The organism is Hyphomicrobium sp. (assembly GCF_051860585.1).
Lineage (GTDB): Bacteria > Pseudomonadota > Alphaproteobacteria > Rhizobiales > Hyphomicrobiaceae > Hyphomicrobium_C.
Map to the genome: position 1 here is coordinate 92,235 of NZ_JBHYDS010000004.1, position 17,389 is coordinate 109,623.

15 protein-coding genes are annotated in these 17,389 nt (G+C 65.6%); 8 read left to right on the plus strand and 7 right to left on the minus strand.

Features of this window, described 5'->3' with window-relative positions:
* Positions 1–3 precede the first annotated feature (3 nt).
* The 4 genes from fdhF to ACTIFK_RS08045 all read left to right on the plus strand — a co-directional run bounded on the left by fdhF (position 4) and on the right by ACTIFK_RS08045 (position 4,733).
* A complete protein-coding gene (gene fdhF, locus ACTIFK_RS08030; RefSeq protein ID WP_439542538.1) occupies positions 4–2,880 on the plus strand; it encodes a formate dehydrogenase subunit alpha in 2,877 nt (958 codons plus the stop codon).
* A gap of 4 nt (positions 2,881–2,884) precedes the next feature.
* Positions 2,885–3,763, plus strand: coding sequence for a formate dehydrogenase accessory sulfurtransferase FdhD (fdhD, locus tag ACTIFK_RS08035; protein ID WP_439542539.1), 879 nt, complete (start codon positions 2,885–2,887; stop codon positions 3,761–3,763).
* A gap of 13 nt (positions 3,764–3,776) precedes the next feature.
* Entirely contained in the window at positions 3,777–4,112 is a 336-nt protein-coding gene (locus tag ACTIFK_RS08040; RefSeq protein ID WP_439542540.1) for a formate dehydrogenase subunit delta, read from the plus strand.
* 153 nt (positions 4,113–4,265) lie between these two features.
* Positions 4,266–4,733, plus strand: coding sequence for a cupredoxin domain-containing protein (locus ACTIFK_RS08045; RefSeq protein ID WP_439542541.1), 468 nt, complete (start codon positions 4,266–4,268; stop codon positions 4,731–4,733).
* 21 nt (positions 4,734–4,754) lie between these two features.
* Here the strand turns inward: ACTIFK_RS08045 and ACTIFK_RS08050 are convergent, their stop codons facing one another.
* From ACTIFK_RS08050 to adh, 4 genes are all read right to left on the minus strand, one after another.
* Positions 4,755–5,153 carry a DUF779 domain-containing protein gene (locus ACTIFK_RS08050; RefSeq protein WP_439542542.1) on the minus strand — a complete coding sequence of 133 codons (399 nt, stop codon included), beginning with the start codon at positions 5,151–5,153 and terminating at the stop codon, positions 4,755–4,757.
* 32 nt (positions 5,154–5,185) lie between these two features.
* Positions 5,186–5,791, minus strand: a complete 606-nt coding sequence (locus ACTIFK_RS08055) for a cysteine hydrolase family protein (RefSeq protein WP_439542543.1) — start codon at positions 5,789–5,791, stop codon at positions 5,186–5,188.
* Positions 5,784–6,269 (minus strand): DUF779 domain-containing protein, encoded by a 486-nt coding sequence (locus ACTIFK_RS08060; RefSeq protein WP_439542544.1) that lies wholly within the window; start codon positions 6,267–6,269, stop codon positions 5,784–5,786. Before ACTIFK_RS08060 ends, ACTIFK_RS08055 begins: the two co-directional genes overlap by 8 nt.
* A gap of 131 nt (positions 6,270–6,400) precedes the next feature.
* On the minus strand, positions 6,401–7,921 hold the full coding sequence (gene adh, locus ACTIFK_RS08065; protein ID WP_439542545.1) for an aldehyde dehydrogenase: 1,521 nt from the start codon (positions 7,919–7,921) through the stop codon (positions 6,401–6,403).
* 359 nt (positions 7,922–8,280) lie between these two features.
* Here adh and ACTIFK_RS08070 point away from each other — a divergent pair, with 359 nt between their 5' ends.
* On the plus strand, positions 8,281–9,819 hold the full coding sequence (locus tag ACTIFK_RS08070) for a peptide MFS transporter (protein WP_439542546.1): 1,539 nt from the start codon (positions 8,281–8,283) through the stop codon (positions 9,817–9,819).
* A gap of 15 nt (positions 9,820–9,834) precedes the next feature.
* On the opposite strand, the gene metC is transcribed toward ACTIFK_RS08070, so the two are convergent.
* Positions 9,835–11,055, minus strand: a complete 1,221-nt coding sequence (gene metC / locus ACTIFK_RS08075; RefSeq protein WP_439542547.1) for a cystathionine beta-lyase — start codon at positions 11,053–11,055, stop codon at positions 9,835–9,837.
* Between the two features lie 252 nt (positions 11,056–11,307).
* Between metC and ACTIFK_RS08080 the strand changes: the two genes are divergently transcribed.
* Entirely contained in the window at positions 11,308–12,372 is a 1,065-nt protein-coding gene (locus tag ACTIFK_RS08080; protein WP_439542548.1) for an amino acid ABC transporter substrate-binding protein, read from the plus strand.
* Between the two features lie 9 nt (positions 12,373–12,381).
* Positions 12,382–13,083, plus strand: coding sequence for a hypothetical protein (locus ACTIFK_RS08085; protein ID WP_439542549.1), 702 nt, complete (start codon positions 12,382–12,384; stop codon positions 13,081–13,083).
* A gap of 79 nt (positions 13,084–13,162) precedes the next feature.
* Here ACTIFK_RS08085 and ACTIFK_RS08090 read toward each other — a convergent pair whose 3' ends face one another.
* Together ACTIFK_RS08090 and ACTIFK_RS08095 are read right to left on the minus strand one after the other, a co-directional pair.
* A complete protein-coding gene (locus tag ACTIFK_RS08090) occupies positions 13,163–14,149 on the minus strand; it encodes a hypothetical protein (protein ID WP_439542550.1) in 987 nt (328 codons plus the stop codon).
* A 244-nt stretch (positions 14,150–14,393) separates the two neighbouring features.
* On the minus strand, positions 14,394–16,361 hold the full coding sequence (locus tag ACTIFK_RS08095) for a VWA domain-containing protein (RefSeq protein ID WP_439542551.1): 1,968 nt from the start codon (positions 16,359–16,361) through the stop codon (positions 14,394–14,396).
* Positions 16,362–16,687: 326 nt separating this feature from the next.
* Here ACTIFK_RS08095 and ACTIFK_RS08100 point away from each other — a divergent pair, with 326 nt between their 5' ends.
* Positions 16,688–17,260, plus strand: a complete 573-nt coding sequence (locus ACTIFK_RS08100) for a nitroreductase family protein (RefSeq protein WP_439542552.1) — start codon at positions 16,688–16,690, stop codon at positions 17,258–17,260.
* Positions 17,261–17,389 lie beyond the last annotated feature (129 nt).

Consider the following 17,389-nt stretch of genomic DNA (forward strand, 5'->3'; position numbering starts at 1 on the left):
CCCATGGCCCTTATCAAAGAAATCGACTACGGGACCCCGGCATCCAAATCCGAGAAGCTGGTCACCCTGAAGATTGACGGCGTTGAGGTTACGGTGCCGGAAGGCACGTCCATCATGCGCGCCGCCATGGAGATCGGCACCGAGATCCCAAAACTGTGCGCGACCGACATGCTCGACAGCTTCGGGTCGTGCCGGCTTTGCCTGATCGAGATCGAAGGCCGCAACGGCACGCCGGCGTCCTGCACCACGCCCGTCGCACCCGGCATTTCCGTCAAGACCCAGACGCCGCGCCTCGCCGCCATCCGCAAGGGCGTGATGGAACTCTACATTTCGGACCATCCGCTCGACTGCCTGACCTGCCCGGCCAACGGCGACTGCGAGTTGGAAGATATGGCCGGTGCCGTCGGCCTGCGCGAGGTTCGCTACGGCTATGAGGGCGACAATCACGTCTTCGCCAAGACGGACGGCGCCGCCAACGATCTCTGGATGGGGAAGGACGAGTCCAACCCTTACTTCACCTACGATCCGTCGAAGTGCATCGTCTGCAACCGCTGCGTCCGCGCCTGCGAAGAAGTGCAGGGCACCTTCGCGCTCACCATTTCGGGCCGCGGCTTCGACAGCCGCGTCGCCGCCGGCGTGAGCGAGGACTTCCTTGAGAGCGAGTGCGTGTCGTGCGGCGCCTGTGTCCAGGCTTGCCCTACCGCAACGCTGATCGAGAAGCCCGTCATCGAGATCGGCCAGCCCGAGCATTCGGCCATCACCACGTGCGCCTACTGCGGCGTCGGCTGCGCCTTCAAGGCGGAGATGCGCGGCGAGGAAGTCGTGCGCATGGTTCCCTGGAAGGACGGCAAGGCCAACCGCGGCCACTCGTGCGTCAAGGGCCGCTTCGCCTACGGCTATGCCACCCATCCCGATCGTGTCATGAAGCCGATGGTGCGTGACAAGATCACCGATCCGTGGCGCGAGACCACGTGGGAAGAGGCCATCGGCCGCGTCGCCTCCGAGTTCAAGCGAATCCAGAACGACTTCGGCCGCACGGCCGTTGGCGGCATCACCTCTTCGCGCTGCACCAACGAGGAAGCCTACCTCGTTCAGAAGATCATCCGCGCCGGCTTCGGCGTGAACAACGTCGACACGTGCGCCCGCGTCTGCCATTCGCCGACCGGTTACGGCCTCAAGACGGCGTTCGGCGAAAGCTCGGGCACGCAGGACTTCGATTCCGTCGAGCACACCGACGTCATCCTCGTCATCGGCGCCAACCCGCCTGACGCCCATCCCGTGTTCGCGAGCCGCATGAAGAAGCGCATTCGCGAGGGCGCGAAGCTGATCGTCATCGATCCGCGTCGCACCGACCTCGTGAAGTCGGCGCACATCAAGGCCGATTACCATCTGCCGCTCCAGCCCGGCACCAACGTCGCCATCGTCACCGCGATGGGCCACGTCATCGCGACCGAAGGCCTGATCGACGAGGACTTCGTCCGCGAACGTTGCGAGCTTGAGGACTTCAACGAGTGGCGCGCCTTCGTATCCGAGGAGCGCAACTCTCCGGAAGCGATGGAGCAGTACACGGGCGTCAAGGCTGAGCTCGTGCGCGGCGCGGCGCGTCTCTATGCGACGGGCGGCAATGCATCGATCTACTACGGCCTGGGCGTCACCGAGCATTCGCAAGGCTCGACGACGGTCATGGCCATCGCCAACCTCGCCATGGCGACCGGCAACATGAGCCGTCCGGGCGTCGGCGTGAACCCGCTGCGCGGCCAGAACAACGTGCAGGGCTCCTGCGACATGGCCTCGTTCCCGCACGAGTTGACGGGCTACCGTCACATCTCGGATGCCGCGACGCGCGCCCAGTTCGAGAAGGAGTGGAACTGCACGCTCGATCCGGAGCCGGGCCTGCGCATCCCGAACATGCTGGATGCGGCCGTCGAAGGCACCTTCAAGGCGCTTTACATCCAGGGCGAGGACATTCTGCAGTCCGACCCCAACACGCATCACGTTGCCGCCGGCCTCGAGCACATGGACTGCGTCGTCGTGCAGGATCTCTTCCTGAACGAAACCGCGCGCTACGCCCACGTCTTCCTGCCGGGCTGCACCTTCCTCGAGAAGGACGGCACCTTCACGAACGCCGAGCGCCGCATCCAGATGGTCACCAAGGTCATGCAGCCGAAGAACGGCTATGGCGATTGGGAGATCACGCAGCTCATCGCTCAGAAGCTCGGCTTGAACTGGAACTACAAGGATCCGGGCGAGATCATGGACGAGATCGCGCGGCTGACCCCATCCTTCACGGGCGTCTCGTTCGAGAAGATCCGCAAGATGGGCTCCATCCAGTGGCCCTGCAACGATGCCCACCCCGAGGGCACGCCGATCATGCACGTCGGCACGTTCGACCGCGGCAAGGGCAAGTTCATGATGACGGAGTACATCCCGACTGATGAGCGGACCGGCCCGCGCTTCCCGCTGATCCTCACCACCGGCCGCATTCTCTCGCAGTACAACGTGGGCGCCCAGACGCGCCGCACCGAGAACGTCGCCTGGCATCCCGAGGATATCCTCGAGATCAATCCGTTCGATGCCGAGCATCGCGGCGTCAAGGACGGCAACTGGGTCATGGTGCGCAGCCGTGCGGGTGAAACCGCCCTGCGCGCTCTGATCACCGACAGAGTGGCGGCGGGCGTGGTGTACACCACGTTCCATCATCCTCTGACGCAGGCCAACGTCATCACCACCGACTTCTCGGATTGGGCGACCAACTGTCCCGAGTACAAGGTGACCGCGGTCGAGGTTTCGCCTTCGAACGGCCCGTCGACGTATCAGCAGGAGTACGAGGAGTTCTCGGATCTCACGCGTCGCATCGTGACCGCCGAGGCCGCGGAGTAGGGCTATGGCCGAGACGTCACTTCGCGTGCCGTCGCGCCGGGTCTCCAGGACCGGCGCGGAGGTGTCCGGCGTGGAGGAGACGAACCGTCTCATTCCCGAGGAAGTGGCGGTCGCGCTCGTCTATGACGGCTCGACGCATGCCGTCATGATGGCCACGCCGGCAGACCTCGAGGATTTCGCGGTGGGCTTTTCCATCACCGAAGGCGTGGTCGCGGCCCGCTCCGAGATCCGCGAATTCGAAGTGGTCGAGCACGAGAAGGGCCTCGAAGCCCGCATGTGGCTCGTCCCGGACGCCGGCCGCAAGCAGACCGACCGCCGCCGCCGCATCACGGGCCCCACCGCTTGCGGCCTGTGCGGTGTCGAAAGCCTTGACGCTGCCGTTCCCGCCCCGCGTCGTGTCGGCCACTCGGCTTCCGTGACCGCCGAACAAATTCATGCGGCACTCGCCGCCATGCCGCCCGCGCAGACGCTCAACGTCGCGACACGCGCGGTTCACGCCGCTGCGTTCTGGGACGCGACGACGGGCGCCATCGCGTTCGTGCGCGAGGACGTCGGACGCCACAACGCGCTCGATAAGCTGGTCGGCGCTGTCGTCACCGCAGGTCTCGATCCCGCCAAGGGCTTTGTCGTGCTGACGAGCCGCGTGTCGGTCGAAATGGTGCAGAAGACGGCCATGCTCGGCGCTGAAATCATTGTCGCCGTGTCGGCCCCGACCGCGCTCGCCCTCCGCGTCGCCGAAGAGGCCGGCATCACGCTGGTCGCCATCGCGCGGCCGGACGCCTTCGAGATTTTCACGCATCCTGATCGCATTGTGCTTTCCGTCGAGCGCGGCGAAGGCATCCGCCAAGAGGTTCACACTCATGCACGTTCACTCTCCCACTGACACGCTCGTCCGTATGGCCAATCAGATTGGCAAGTTTTTCCGTGCTCAGGGAGACGAGCGCGCGGTCAACGGCATATGCGATCATCTCAAGAAGTTCTGGGAACCGCGGATGAAGGCCGGCATCTTCAAGCAGATGGATGCAGGAGGGGAAGGGCTCGATCCCTTGGTCCTCACGGCATTGAAAAAACTGAGGGAGATGGCGAACGCGGACGGAACGATGAAGGCGTCCGCGCCGACGGTTCCTCCGGTGCCGGCCGCCGACGGTGCGAACACCGCGCCCGTCAGCAACCCTGCCAAGGGCGTCAAGGGCGCCAAAATGAGCGGGAGAACGGGCAAGGCCGTTAGCTAAGCCCAATTAGGCATACCTCACGCTCTCGACGTGATGATCGGGCGAAATGCGCCCGACGCATTGTGATCGGAATACTACCAACGTGATCTTACGCATTGCGGGCGGCAATCTCACCCGCAACATGCTTCCGTAACACATACCGGGGGCATCGTGATGGATTCGCTAACACGCATACGTTTTTTGCTGGCGCTTGCGGCGTTGGCTGTCGTTTCTCCAAGTCATAGAGCGTTCGCGGCCGAGCGCCACATCGTCGTCACCGCGGTCGAACCCAAGGGCGGCGCCAACGTCGAGAAGGAGCCGTTCCCAGGCCCGCTCCCCGAAGGCGCCGGCTACGTCCTGAAGAAGCCGAACGACGAGGGCCGCTGGGAAGTCGCGGTCTACGTGTTCGAGCCGCGCCAGATTTTCGTGGACGAAGGGGATCAGGTGACGCTCGAGTTCGTCGGCATCAACGGCGCCAGCCACCCGGTGACGATCGACGCCTACGGCCAGACGTTCGAGCTGAAGCGCGGGCACGTCAACAAGGTGACGTTCACGGCCGACAAGCCGGGCCGGCACCGCATCGTCTGCTCGACCCACCTGCCGACCATGGTCTCCGAGCTGATCGTCAATCCGAAGAAGTAGGGCTCAAGTCGGCGCGCAATCTCACGCGGCCACCGGCCGCTCGACGCCCGTGGGCGGCGGGCCGATCTTGTCGAGTTCGTCGTACTCGGCCTCGGTGTACACGCGCGAGCGCGTCAGGAAGCGCACGCCTTCCGGCGCTTCCACGGAAAATCCCGAACCGCGCCCCGGCACGATGTCGATGATCAGGTGCGTCTGCTTCCAATAATCGAACTGCGCCGCGCCCATGTAGAACGGCTGTCCGCCGATTTCGCCCAGGTACACGTCCTGCGCGCCGACGCGGAATTCCGCGCGCGGATAGCACATCGGCGCGCTGCCGTCGCAGCATCCGCCCGACTGGTGGAACAGCAGCGGACCGTGCATGCCCGAAAGCTTTTCGATCATCGCCAGGGCGTCTGCCGTTGCGGTCACGCGTTCGACCATTGCCGTGTCCTTTCCAGAACGAAGTGCGGATCTTAGGACGGGATCTTGTCTTCCGACGGTACCACGATCGCAAAGATGTCCGAAAGCGCGGTCAGCGCGCCGTTGTGTAGCGCCTCGGCGGAGAGCGTCCCGCCACTCGCCGGATTGGCCAGCGCCCGCGTCGCCGTCGCATTGCCGACGACGGTCGCGCGATAGCCATGATTGAACGCGGCGCGCGCCGTCGAGTTCACGCACACATGGGTCATGAAGCCCGCGAGCACCAGGTCGGTGACGCCGAGACGCTTCAATTCCTGGTCGAGATCCGTCTGCTCGAAGGAACTCGGATAGGCCTTGGTGATGACCTTCTCCCCGGCGGCCGGCGCAACCACGTCGGCGATCGCGCCGATCGGCGCCTTGGTGTCGTACGGCGTTCCGGCCCCGGCGTCGTGCTGGATGTGAATGACGGGCGCGCCCGCGTCACGCGCACGCTTCAGCAGCGTCGCGCATTCCTTGAGCGCAGGCTCCACGCCTTCGAGCTGCATGATGCCTTCGCGGTAGGTCTGCTGGCAATCGATCAGCACGAGCGCGGACTTCGAAAGTCCCGCCGGAGTATCGGGGAGAGCCAGAAGCGAGCGCAGCGTCGGGCGGGCATCAGTCATCGGTAGGGTTCCTTGGTTGGTAAGCGGCCGGCGCGCCGCCGGCGAGAATAGCGTCGGCGTCCCAGACCCTCTTGCTCGGATCTGTGCGTTTGCGCAGCGTGAAGTGCAGGCCGCGCGGACCTTCAAGCGAAAAACCGGCCGCAACCCCGCGCGCGACGTCGATCACGAGTGTGCTGCCGGCCCAGTATTTGATCTCGCTGGTCATGAGATAGACAGGCACGAGATAGGTAGGCACGGACCCCGATCCATCAACGCCGTCCGGTTTCGCGTCGCCTGATTGCGCAGGTCCGCCCAATTGCACATTCCCCATGTGCACGTCTCGGGACCCGATGTTGAGTTCGGAGGCCTGGAGGCAGACGACTGAGATGCCGTAGCTGCCCGAGACATGAAGACTGAGCGGCCCATGCTCGGCGTTGAGTGCGCCGATCAGGTCACGCGCGGCTTCGGTTGCAATGACGGTCGCAGCGATGGCGGTCATCCTCTGCAAGCCTTCATACGGGGGGCGATTGCGCAGCACGAACGTCCGCTCCGGTGCGAGACGCATCCGGCGCACGCGAGCGGCGGCGAAAATGAAAAAGGCCGGACCGAAGTCCGGCCTTCTCGCTGCGTCTAGAAGAAGCCCAGAGCCTTCGGGCTGTAGGAGACCAGCATGTTCTTGGTCTGCTGATAGTGATCGAGCATCATCTTGTGCGTTTCGCGGCCGATGCCCGACTGCTTGTAGCCACCGAACGCGGCGTGCGCCGGATAGAGATGGTAGCAGTTGGTCCAGACGCGGCCTGCCTGGATGGCGCGGCCGAAGCGATAAGCCCGCGTGCCGTTGCGCGTCCACACGCCGGAGCCGAGCCCGTAAAGCGTGTCGTTGGCAATGGCGAGCGCCTCTTCGTCGTCCTTGAACGTCGTCACCGAAACGACTGGTCCGAAGATTTCCTCCTGGAACACGCGCATCTTGTTGTGTCCGGCGAGGATGGTCGGCTTGACGTAATAGCCCTCGGCGGTTTCGCCGGCGATGATACTGCGTTCGCCGCCCGTCAGCACCTTGGCGCCTTCGTCCTGGCCGATCTTGATGTAGGACAGGATTTTCTCGAGCTGATCGTTCGAGGCCTGTGCGCCGATCATCGTCGAGCTGTCGAGCGGGTGGCCCTGCTTGATCGCTTCGACGCGCTTGACGGCGCGTTCCATGAAGCGGTCGTAGATGCTTTCGTGCACGAGTGCGCGCGACGGGCAGGTGCAAACCTCGCCCTGGTTGAGCGCGAACATCGAGAAGCCTTCGAGCGCCTTGTCGAAGAAATCGTCGTCGGCGTCGGCGACGTCGGCGAAGAAGATGTTGGGGCTCTTGCCGCCGAGTTCCAGCGTGCAAGGGATGATGTTCTCGGACGCATACTGCATGATCAGGCGGCCGGTCGTCGTCTCGCCGGTGAACGCGATCTTGGCGATGCGCTTGTTCTGGGCGAGCGGCTTGCCGGCCTCGATGCCGAAGCCGTTGACGACGTTCAGAACACCCGGCGGCAGCAGGTCGCCGATGAGATCCATCAGCACCATGATGCTCATGGGCGTCTGCTCGGCGGGCTTCAGCACGACGCAGTTGCCGGCGGCGATGGCGGGAGCCAGCTTCCAGCACGCCATCAGGATCGGGAAGTTCCAGGGAATGATCTGGCCGACGACGCCGAGCGGCTCATGGAAGTGATAGGCGACCGTGTCGTGATCGATCTCGGCGATCGAGCCTTCCTGGGCGCGCAGGCAACCGGCGAAGTAACGGAAATGGTCGATGGCGAGCGGAATGTCGGCCGCCATCGTCTCGCGGATCGGCTTGCCGTTGTCGAGGGTTTCCACCATCGCGATCAGCTTGAGATTGCTCTCCATGCGATCGGCGATCTTGAGGAGCACACCGGCACGCACGGCAGGGGAGGTATTACCCCATTCTGCGCGCACCTTGTGCGCTGCATCGAGCGCAAGCTCGATGTCCTCGGCCGACGACCGGGCGATGTCGCAAAGCGGCTTGCCGGTGACGGGCGTGAGGTTGGTGAAATACTGTCCCTTGACGGGAGCGACCCACTGTCCGCCGATGAAGTTGTCATAGCGCGGGCGAATGCGGATCTGCTGAGAGAGCTCGTTTAAAGCCTGTTGGATCATGGGGTTCCTCCTTGGGGCTCGCCTAGATCAGGTCGCCGCCGGAGGCGGGCCTGCGTTTTTTTTTATCCTGGCTCGGGTGCAGCTTAATTAGAGAGGCCGGCCAAACGCGTCTATACGCCAAAGGTCTTAAGCGCATCAGCAACCCAAATGGCCTCCGGATTGGCGCTAGCCCCAATATTGGACGCTGCGATTGTGAAAACAATGGGTCTCACGAGCCCGGACCGGCGGCGGGCGGTCGGCAGACACGCGATGGAGCGAAAAACCGCTGCCAGACTCTGGACGTTACGCGCTCCGATGTTGGACGTGCCCTCCGCCATCACGACCTTGCGCCAGGGCCGCGCGTCGCCGACAGTCGCCCCATGAGCGAAGGTACGGAAAGCGCGCACCCCCACGGCCGCGGATGGTTGACTGAAATTGGGCTGGCCGGACACCCGCCGGGACTTTCCGTTCTGTTTTTCGCCGAGCTGTGGGAGCGCTTCTCCTATTACGGCATGCGCGCGCTGCTCGTGCTGTTCATGATCGCGCCGGTCGCGGAGGGCGGGCTCGGCCGCTCGGCCGCGGAGGCGGCGCTCGTCTACGGCAATTACACGATGGCCGTCTACCTGCTCGCGATCCCGGGCGGACTGGCGGCCGATACGTTTCTCGGCGCCCGCTGGGCCGTCCTGATCGGGGGGGCCATCATCGCCGCCGGCCACTTCACGCTCGCGGCGGCGGATCCCGCCGCCCTCTATATCGGGCTCGCGCTGATTGCGGTCGGCACGGGATTGTTCAAGCCGAGCATCAGCGCGCTCGTCGGTGGACTCTACGGCCAGCGGGACACGCGCCGCGATGCCGGCTTCTCGCTCTTCTACATGGGCATCAACATCGGCGGCTTTCTCGCGCCGCTCGTCACCGGCTTCCTCGCCCAAAGTCCCGCCATGAAGGGCTGGCTGGCGGCGCAGGGCTTCGATCCGCTGCAAAGCTGGCACTGGGGCTTCGCCGCGGCAGGCGTGGGCATGGTGCTCGGGCTCGCGACTTTCATTCTGTTCGGAGGCGGGATAGCCCGCGACGGAGGCAGGCGCGCAGTGCCTCTTCCCGCGGCCTCAACGGCCACGGACACACGGCGCACGCTTTCGACGCTCGTCCTGGCCACGCTCGGCACGCTGGGGCTGATGGCTCTGATCATGTTATCTGATCGCCCGGGCTTCGAGCCGCTCCGCTGGGCCTATGTGCTCGTGCCCGCCGCCGTCGCCGTCTGGTTCGGTCTTTCGCGGGACGAGGAGCCGCGCCGCTACGGGGCCATGGCGATCCTGCTGATCGGCGCCATCCTCTTCTGGGCCATCTTCGAGCAGGCGGGCCTGACCATCGCGCTCTTCGCCGAGCAGTTGACGCGCAAGGAGGTGGCCGGCTGGACCTTTCCGTCGGCGTGGTTCCAGTCGCTCAATCCGCTGTTCGTCATTCTGCTGTCGCCGGTTTTCGCCGCCCTGTGGATGAAGCTCGGCGACCGCCAGCCGTCGAGCCCGGTGAAGTTCGGGCTCGCCCTTGTCTTTCTTGCGGCGTCGTTCGCGCTCATGGTTCCGGCGGCGCTTCTCACCTTCGAGGGAGAGATCAGCCCGCTATGGCTGGTCGGCCTTTTCTTCCTGCAGACGACGGGCGAGTTGCTGATCAGCCCGGTTGGCCTCAGCACCATGACGCGGCTCGCGCCCGCGCGCGCGGTCGGCCTCGTGCTCGGCATCTGGTTTCTCGGCTTTGCGCTCGGCAGCAAGCTCGCCGGCGTGCTGGGCAGCGGATTTACCGCCACCGATCCGTCGACGCTGGCGTCGACCTTCGCCTGGCAGGCAGGCATCGCCGCGCTGGCGGCGATAGCCTTCTTCGTGCTGACGCCGTGGATCAAGCGCCTGATGGGCGAGGTGCGCTGACGCGCCTGATCCGCTTCAGCGCGCCGCGTTGAGCCGCTTGAAGCCCGCTTCGAGATCGGTGATCAGGTCGCCCACGTCATCGAGCCCGATATGCAACCGGAACGCCGGGCCTTCCGCGGTCCAATCCGTGGCGGTGCGATAACGCTTCGGGTTGAACGGGATGATGAGGCTTTCGTAGCCGCCCCACGAATACCCCATGCCGAACAGTTCGAGCCCGTCGAGCATCGCGGCCTGCGCCTTGCGCGGCGCGGGCTTGAGGATCATCGAGAACAGCCCCGACGCGCCCATGAATTGCGATTTCCAGAGTGCATGACCGGGATCGGACGGCAGCGCCGGGTGCAGCAGGCGCTCGACTTCCGGCCGGCTTGCGAGCCAGCGAGCCACTTCCAGCGCTGAGCGCTGGTGGCGATCGAGACGCACGCCGAGCGTGCGCAGGCCCCGGAGTCCGAGATAGGCCTCTTCCGAGCCCGGGCATCCGCCGAGCGTCGCGCGCGCTTCCTCCACGAGCTTCGCGGCGCGCGCGTTGGAGGTGATCGCGCCGAGCATCGCGTCCGCATGTCCGACGATGTACTTCGTGCACGCCAGGATCGAGACATCGACGCCGTGCGCGAGCGGGCGGAAGTAGTAGGGCGTTGCCCACGTGTTATCCATCAGCACGAACGCACCGCGCGCATGCGCCGCCGCGACGATGGCGCCGATGTCCTGCATTTCGAACGTCAGCGATCCGGGGCTCTCGGTGAACACCACGCGCGTGTTCGCCTGCATCAGGCCGGCAATGCCGCCTCCGATCAGCGGATCGTAGTAGGTGGTCGCCACGCCGAGCCGCGCCAGGATCGTGTCGCAGAATTTCCGCGTCGGCTGGTAAACACTGTCCACCATCAGGATGTGATCGCCCGACTTGACGAATGCGAGGATCGCCGTCGTCACGGCTTGATAGCCCGAGGCGGTGAGCAGCGTCCGTTCGCCGCCGTCGAGGCGGCACAGGGCGTCTTCCAGAGCCGCCGTCGTGGGCGTGCCATGGCGGCCGTACCTGAACGGCTGGTTGTCGTAGTCCTCGAGCGCGTCGAGGGTCGGAAACACCACCGTCGAGCCGCGGTAGGCGGGCGGATTGACGAATCCGTGCTGCCGGGCAGGATCGCGGCCGCTATGCAAAATCTCAGTGGCAGGATGTCGCGACATGCCGGTGCCCTTGGCCGTGCCGGCGCCCTTATCCGTAAGAGAGGGTGCTTTGCTCATGAGGTAGGGGTCCTTGGCTGGCGCAGGTCGCCCGGCCGCCCGGAAATCGGCGGTGCTGAGGGGCCCTTTGGCGCAACTTCCCACATTGGTCAAGGGCTTGACCATCGTAACGCAACGCGGGATGTGTGACACGTGCGGCTCTTGTCCGCGAGACGCGATCCGAGACCGTACACGAAACTCGCAGCTCGCCAAGACACGGTGCGCACGAGCCCCGTGAGCAATCACGATCCTGAAATTTGGAGAGCCAGAGGCGTGACGGCCGTTCGCCCGACCAGCATGTGTTTTGCCCGCGTTCGGAACGCGTGGCTCGGCTGGCTGGCGAGCGCGGCAGGCTCCGTGGTGCTGGCTATCGCCGCACCGGGAGAGGCCGCCACCCTCGACGACGTGAAGGCGCGCGGCCACCTTGTGTGCGGCGTCAGCGAAGGCATGCCGGGCTTTGCCGAGCTGAACGAGCGGGGCAGCTGGACGGGCTTCGACATCGACATCTGCGCCGCCGTTGCCGCCGCCACTCTCGGCCGCAAGGACGCCGTCAAATACCGCGTCGTCACGCCGGCAAGCGGCCTTCCCGCCCTGATGTCGCGTGAAGTGGACCTGCTCCCGCGCAGCAATGCCCGCACATTGTCCCGCGATACCGAATACGGCGTTCGCTACGTCGAAACGACGTTCCACGAAGGCCAGGGCTTTCTCGTCCGGCGCGGTTACGCCGTGGCGAGCGTGCTGGAATTGTCGGGCGCGTCCGTCTGCGTCATGGCGCCGAGCGGCGCGATGCAAGGCCTCGAGACATACTTCCAATCGCGCAACATGCGTTATTCCGTGATGGCCTCCGAGCAGTGGGCCGATGCCGTGAAGGCTTATGCTGACGGCGCCTGCACGCTTCTGACCGGCGACATCACGGCCCTTGCCGCCGCGCGCAGCCGTTTCACGACGCCGACGGATCACGTCATCCTGCCGGAGTTGATCACGAAGGATAAGCTGGGCCCCGTGGTGCGGACCGGCGACGAACAATGGTTTTCGATCGTGCGCTGGACCATCGAAGCGCTCGTCGCCGCGGAGGAACTCGGTATTTCGCAACAGAACATCGACACCCTGCGCGGATCCGCCAACGTCGACATCCGTCGTCTTCTGGGCCTCGAAGCCGACCTTGGGCGCAGCCTGGGGCTCTCCCGCGACTGGAGTTATCAGGTGATCAAGCAGGTTGGAAATTACGGTGACGTCTTCGATCGCAACGTCGGTGTGTCGTCACGGCTCCGGCTGGACCGCGGCGCGAACAATCTCTGGACGAAGGGCGGCCTGTTTTCGGCTCCGCCACTGCGGTGAGGCTGGGCCATGATCGAGATCGAGGGGATTGCCGGCAAGCTTGCTTTGCTGGCGCCGATTGCCGTGCTGGCGATCGTCGTTTGGCGCACGTCCCGGTGGCCAGCCACGTCCGGGCCGGGTGAGCGTCGCATGCTGAAGCGAACCATGGACTCACCCTTGGGGGTGATGTCACCGAGCACGCTCGATGCGCTCGAGGCCAAAGCAACTGAGGTTGCCGAGCAGGCGGTGACTGTCGAGCCGGCAGTGACTGCCGCGCCCGAGCCGGCGCACCCGGATTTGGAGCCGGCGCCTCCCGCTGAGGTCAAAGCGACCGCTGCGATCCAAGCGCCGCCGCCTCGCCCGTCGCCCGTTGACTGGCCGACACTGATCGCGGAAGCCGCCGAGAAAGGCGACAACGCCGCCCTCGCCGCAGCCTACCTGGCGTACGCAAAAGCCGAAATTGCCGACGGGCGCCCCGCGCCCGCAGGCGATCACCTGCGCTCATGCCTCCAGTTCGCCGCCCGGACCCGCGACCGCGCCTTGCAGGCGGAGGCGCGCCTCGAACTTGCGGAGCTCGCTCGCGCCACCGGCGATCTCACGACGGCCTGCGAACACTGGCAGATCGCGCGCGCGCTCTTCCACGAACTTGCAAGCAAGCGGGAGCTTGACGAGACGGAAAGGCTGATGCGCTCGCACGGTTGCCCGACCGACTGGGTTCTGAACGATTTTTGATGGGCAGCAGGCAACAGGCAGCCGGCAGCAGTAAAAGAACGACGCGGGCTGCCTGCTGCCGGCTGCCCGCTGCCGCTTTCTAGTTCATCACCAGCTCGACCTGGGTCGTCTCGCCGTTCGCGAGCGTGATCTCACGCTGGAACGAGCGCCCTTGCGACTTGGCGAGCACGATGTACTTGCCCGGCGCCAGGATATGGGTCGGCAGCGCGCCGACGCTCTCCTTGATCTCTTCGCCTTCCGGCGTCTGGATCGTCCATTGCGTATCCGGCAGCGCTTCACCGCCGGCGCGATGCACGAGCTTGAGCGTGGCCTTCGCCGCGGAATGCGTCACGACGGCTTCTGTCAGCTTGCCGGCCTCGACCGTCACGTCGCTGCGTACGGTGGCGTTGCAGTCGCCGTAGGTCGAAACGATGTGATAGATGCCGGCATTGAGGCGCACGACCAGATTGGGCCGCGCCGCCGAGAGAATGAGCTTTCGATTGTCCGTCTGATCCCGGTCGGAATAGATGCTGAAGCTCACGGTATTCTGTGGCGCGTCCGAGCCGCCGACCTGCGCCTTGACGCGCAAACCTCCCGCATTGAGCACGAAGTCCTCGACCACGCCGTCGGTTTGCCCGGGCTTGACCGTAATCCGCCGGGTGATGTGCGCCCGCCCGAACGCCGCGTTCACGACATAGTCGCCCGCGTGCAGTTTGAATGTCGGGCGCGCCAATTGCTGGGTGAAGAGCAGCGCCCTTCCGTTTTCGCCCGACGGAGAGTGTCCGAACACGCGCCAGACGAGCCCCTCCTCGATCTCTTCGCCGTCGGCGGTCAGCCGGGCCGTCATCGGCACCTGCACGACCGCACCGGGATCGGCGGCAGGCTCCTTGGGCTTTTCGGCTGAGCCAGGCGCGACCTGCTGCTGGAGCCCCGTCAGCCAGTCGGCCGGAGACTGCGCCATCGCATCCCCGGCGCGCGCCAGCAGGCCGGCAACCGCGATCAGCGCCACCAGAGCATAGGTCGCCCAGGGCGCGCGGCGGCCGGACTGCGGGGACGGCCCGGACTGCGATGTGTGTGCCGTGATCATGAGATGGTGGAAGCCGATAAAGTCGTTGAATGCCCCGCGGATGCAGCCCCGAGACCATGGTTGAAGTATGACACGGCGAGCCTGCGCCGGGGTGACGAGAGCGCTTCCGGAGAATTGGAACCGGTCATGGCGGAGCCATGCGGCCACGTCATGGCGGAGCCATGCGGACACAGTGTCCGGCAAGAAGCCCGGCAAATCAGAGATCTAGGGCCGGTTGCGCTCGTCCACTTGAAGCGCAGCGGCCCTAGGGCGCGACAACGGGAATCGATTGCTGCTCTCCCGCCTTGAGATCGAATGCCCGCTCGATTCGGCGGCCCTCGACCTCCGTCAGCAGCGTGTAGCGGCCGGGAGCGAGGCGCGCCTGCTTCGGCCGCCCGGGCCCGGAATGCATCACGGTCCGCCCCGCGTCATCCTTGACGCGCCAATAGGCCCCCGGTGCGCCATCCGACCCGACTGTCACCTCGCCGTGTTCGAGCTTGAGCTGCGTCGTCCCGCCCTTGCCGGTGGTGAGATCGATGGTGCCGCGCGCGGCGATGTTGAGCCCGCTCGCCATCGCTTCGACCCGATAGCGGGCCGGCGGGAGCCGGAACGTTCCAACGGCGGAATGCGCGCGCGCTATCTCGCGCGGCGTGGCGTCCGCGCTCAGGACGCGGATCAGGATCGGATGCGACGCGTCGCTCGCATCGGCGGCTTGGCCGGTGACGACGGAAATTGTGATCGGCACGAGGTTGAAACTCGACACGTTCTTCACGACGTCGCCGCTGCCGAGCGCGATGCGCTGGTGAACCTCGGCGACACCGGAGCGCGCCGAAACGTAATAGGTTCCGGCCGGAAGCGTGAAGGTAGCGACGGGTGCGGCGGACCGGACGATTTCGCGGCGGCCCTGGGGCGAGTCGGGATCGTCTTCTTCGACCGCGTAGGTGACGGCTTGCAACGGTTCGCCGTTCGCCGCCGAGACGGCGGAGAGTTCGAGGCGTCCCGTTCCGAGCACCGGCCGTGCCTCGGAGTTCGTGCCTTCGGTCACAGTGACCTCGGAGGTCTGTTCGGCGAGCCCGTCCTGCACGCGCACGCGATACGTCCCGGCCGGAAGCACCAGCCGCGCACTCGCGTCGCGCCCGATCCAGAGAGGCGCTCCGTCAGCGTCTGCGCTGTCCTTGGCAGTGACCGTGATCAGCGGATCCCCGAGGGCCGCCCCAGCCTTGTCGGCGAGCGAATTGAGCTTGAGATATCCGGCGCCGAGCGAGATCGTCGCTGTCGTCGGGCCGGCCGCCGTGACCTCGACGGTCTGGTGCTGGGAAGCCTGCCCGAACCGCGCCTCGACCACGTAGGAGCCGGGCTCCAGATCGGCGGAAAAGTCTTTCCCGCGCGTGCTTTTCAAGAGCGCGCCGTTGTCACCCGTTTTGGAGAGTGTCCAGGCCACCGCCGCGGTGAGGGGAGGGCCGTCCGGCGACAGCGACGCGGTCAGCCGCACGCCAGGCGCGCCGGCCGGCGTCGGCGGTTTGGCGGCCTTCGGCACGGGCACTGCGATCCCCGTGGCGGCATCGACGCGTTCGAGATTGGCGAGCGTCAGCGCGTCGGAGATCGAGTCCGCAAGCGCCGAGGACGACTGCGCCTCGATCACCCGCCCGTTCGTCGCGTCGGCGACGCACTGCAAGCGCTGGGCGTCGCCGGGCTCCAGGCCGAACCCGATCAGGAAGACGCGGATGTTGGCATTCGCCTTCGCGATCGTGGCGGCGGTGGCGCACGGGTCTTGCCAGCAGTTGTCGACGCCGTCATGCACGACGATGATGCTGCCGTGCTCGCCGGCCGGGATCTGCTTGGCGGCTTCCGCGAGCGTGAGAGCCAGCGGGCCTTTGCCTTTCGGGCTAAGCTTGTCGACCAGGGAGAGCACGCGCTCGGGCGGCCCCGCCTCAGGCGGCAGGATGACTTCAACGTCGCTGCAATCGGCGCGGCGCCGGTGCCCGAACGACATCAATCCCAGCCGCACCCGCGGCGAGAGGCCGGACAACGATTGGCGCAACGCGCCGCGCGCGAGATCGAATTTCGACGGCTTTTCGGTGCCGACATTGCCCCACATCGACCCTGAACCGTCGATGACGATGATGGCGGGCCCGTCGGAGGGCGCGTCCTCTGCTTGGGCGGGTGCCGTCGCCAGCAGCGCCCAAACGGAGGCGAGGACAAGAAAAGAGGCGCAACGGTGAAGCATCAGCATGCGGTTTGAAATCCGAATGATCCCAGGGCTCTAACGCAACGATTGTAACGGAGCCGGACTTGGGTTAGCGAGGCCGGCACAACCTAGACCATGATCGCGCCGGATCCTATCACTCTGGCGCGTGAATCATCGGTCTGCGACAAAGACCATGATCGCGCCGGATCCTATCACTCTGGCGCGTGAATCATCGGTCTGTGACAAAGACCATGATCGCGCCGGATCCTATCACTCTGGCGCGTTACGTTTGCCCTGGCGCGATGACGCGAAAATGGCGCAGCCGGACAATCATCGATCGCACAAGTGTAAGCAGCCACGAAAGTATGCCAATGAACGACGCCCTGATCGAAGCCCTTGCCACCCGCCGGTCGGTCAAGCCGGATCGTCTCGAGTCCCCCGCGCCGTCTGGCGACGAACTCACCCGTATCCTGACCATCGCCGCCCGCGTGCCGGATCACAAGAAACTGGTACCCTGGCGCTTCATGATCTTTGAAGGTGACGCCCGCAAAGCCGCCGGAGAAATCTTCGCCGCCGCCTGCCAGGCGGAAGAGAACGAGCCCTCCCACATCCGCCTGGACACGGAGCGCAATCGCTTTCTCCGCGCGCCGCTGGTCGTGGCCGTCGTCTCGCGCGTCGCCAAGCGTCCGGGCGCGCCGGAATGGGAGCAGATCCTGTCGGCGGGGGCGGCCGCGTTCAATCTCTGCCTCGCCGCCAACGCGATGGGCTACGGCACGGCGTGGCTGACCGAGTGGGTCGCCTACAGTCCCTTCGTGCGCGAAAAGCTCGGCCTTGCCGAGAACGAGCGCATTGCGGGCTTCGTCCACATCGGCACGCCGAAGGAGAAACCCGAAGAGCGCGACCGCCCGAACCTCGACGCCATCGTCACGCGCTGGACGCCGTAGGTTTCGCCTGAAGCCGCCACGTCGCAGCTGCATCTGCGCAACGGGACTATGACAGCGGCAGCCATCGAAGAGTCTGAGATTCATTCGCTCGCGGGTGGCGGACGAGATAGCCTTCTGACGAGCGCTGAA

What these genes read in the sequence shown, in the direction of transcription:
- fdhF (WP_439542538.1), top strand. Translation starts at nt 4, where the DNA reads ATGGCCCTTATCAAAGAAATCGACTACGGGACCCCGGCATCCAAATCC.
- fdhD (WP_439542539.1), top strand. Translation starts at nt 2,885, where the DNA reads ATGGCCGAGACGTCACTTCGCGTGCCGTCGCGCCGGGTCTCCAGGACC.
- ACTIFK_RS08040 (WP_439542540.1), top strand. Translation starts at nt 3,777, where the DNA reads ATGGCCAATCAGATTGGCAAGTTTTTCCGTGCTCAGGGAGACGAGCGC.
- ACTIFK_RS08045 (WP_439542541.1), top strand. Translation starts at nt 4,266, where the DNA reads ATGGATTCGCTAACACGCATACGTTTTTTGCTGGCGCTTGCGGCGTTG.
- ACTIFK_RS08050 (WP_439542542.1), bottom strand. Translation starts at nt 5,153, where the DNA reads ATGGTCGAACGCGTGACCGCAACGGCAGACGCCCTGGCGATGATCGAA.
- ACTIFK_RS08055 (WP_439542543.1), bottom strand. Translation starts at nt 5,791, where the DNA reads ATGACTGATGCCCGCCCGACGCTGCGCTCGCTTCTGGCTCTCCCCGAT.
- ACTIFK_RS08060 (WP_439542544.1), bottom strand. Translation starts at nt 6,269, where the DNA reads ATGACCGCCATCGCTGCGACCGTCATTGCAACCGAAGCCGCGCGTGAC.
- adh (WP_439542545.1), bottom strand. Translation starts at nt 7,921, where the DNA reads ATGATCCAACAGGCTTTAAACGAGCTCTCTCAGCAGATCCGCATTCGC.
- ACTIFK_RS08070 (WP_439542546.1), top strand. Translation starts at nt 8,281, where the DNA reads ATGAGCGAAGGTACGGAAAGCGCGCACCCCCACGGCCGCGGATGGTTG.
- metC (WP_439542547.1), bottom strand. Translation starts at nt 11,055, where the DNA reads ATGAGCAAAGCACCCTCTCTTACGGATAAGGGCGCCGGCACGGCCAAG.
- ACTIFK_RS08085 (WP_439542549.1), top strand. Translation starts at nt 12,382, where the DNA reads ATGATCGAGATCGAGGGGATTGCCGGCAAGCTTGCTTTGCTGGCGCCG.
- ACTIFK_RS08090 (WP_439542550.1), bottom strand. Translation starts at nt 14,149, where the DNA reads ATGATCACGGCACACACATCGCAGTCCGGGCCGTCCCCGCAGTCCGGC.
- ACTIFK_RS08095 (WP_439542551.1), bottom strand. Translation starts at nt 16,361, where the DNA reads ATGCTGATGCTTCACCGTTGCGCCTCTTTTCTTGTCCTCGCCTCCGTT.
- ACTIFK_RS08100 (WP_439542552.1), top strand. Translation starts at nt 16,688, where the DNA reads ATGAACGACGCCCTGATCGAAGCCCTTGCCACCCGCCGGTCGGTCAAG.